Below are 680 nucleotides of genomic sequence, written 5' to 3'. Positions count from 1 at the left end.
TTCTTGCGCGTCTCGCGCTCGGCAAAGCGCGGGTTCGACGCCAGGTCCGGACGTCCGATCAGCAGGCACAGCGTCACGAACTGTTCCTGCTTGTTGGCGGCGATGTTGACGAGCCCGTCGCTGGTGCGGAAGGCGCCGGAGGGAGCCGCGGTCATATTCTCGTTGCCCATCGGCTTGGGATCGACCCCTGCCGTCAGATAGTTGGAGACAGGCCAGCCAAGTGCCGAAAGCGTACATTCGAGCATCGACACGTCGAGGAACGCGCCCTCGCCCGATGTCTTCTGCCGGACCAGTGCGGCGGCGATGGAGAACGCCCCGACCAACCCTCCCAGCGTGTCGGCAACGGGATAACCGACGCGCAGCGGCGCGGTTTCCGGCGTGCCGGTTATGCTCATGATCCCGGAAAGGCCCTGGACGATCTGGTCATAGGCGGGGTTGTCGCGCATCGGCCCGCTCTGTCCGAAACCCGATATCGCGCAATAGACGAGGCCGGGCCGCACAGCCTTCAACACATCGTAGCCGAGGCCGAGGCGCTTCATCACGCCGGGGCGAAAATTCTCGACCAGCGCGTCGGCGCTGGCGACCAGGTCGAGGAAGCACTCGCGATCCGCCTCTTGCTTGAGGTCGAGCATGACGGACCGTTTGCCGGCGTTCTGCGCCAGGAACGATGCGCCCATGCC

Annotated in this window: 1 protein-coding gene; it reads right to left on the bottom strand. The window is 65.3% G+C overall.

Annotated elements, in window-relative coordinates; translation table 11 throughout:
* A partial coding sequence (locus EOA36_RS36540; RefSeq protein ID WP_145969562.1) for a CoA transferase occupies positions 1 to 680 on the bottom strand: 680 nt, incomplete at both ends.

Source organism: Mesorhizobium sp. M8A.F.Ca.ET.021.01.1.1 (assembly GCF_003998025.1).
GTDB lineage: Bacteria > Pseudomonadota > Alphaproteobacteria > Rhizobiales > Rhizobiaceae > Mesorhizobium.
This window is presented reverse-complemented; position numbering and strand designations above follow the sequence as displayed.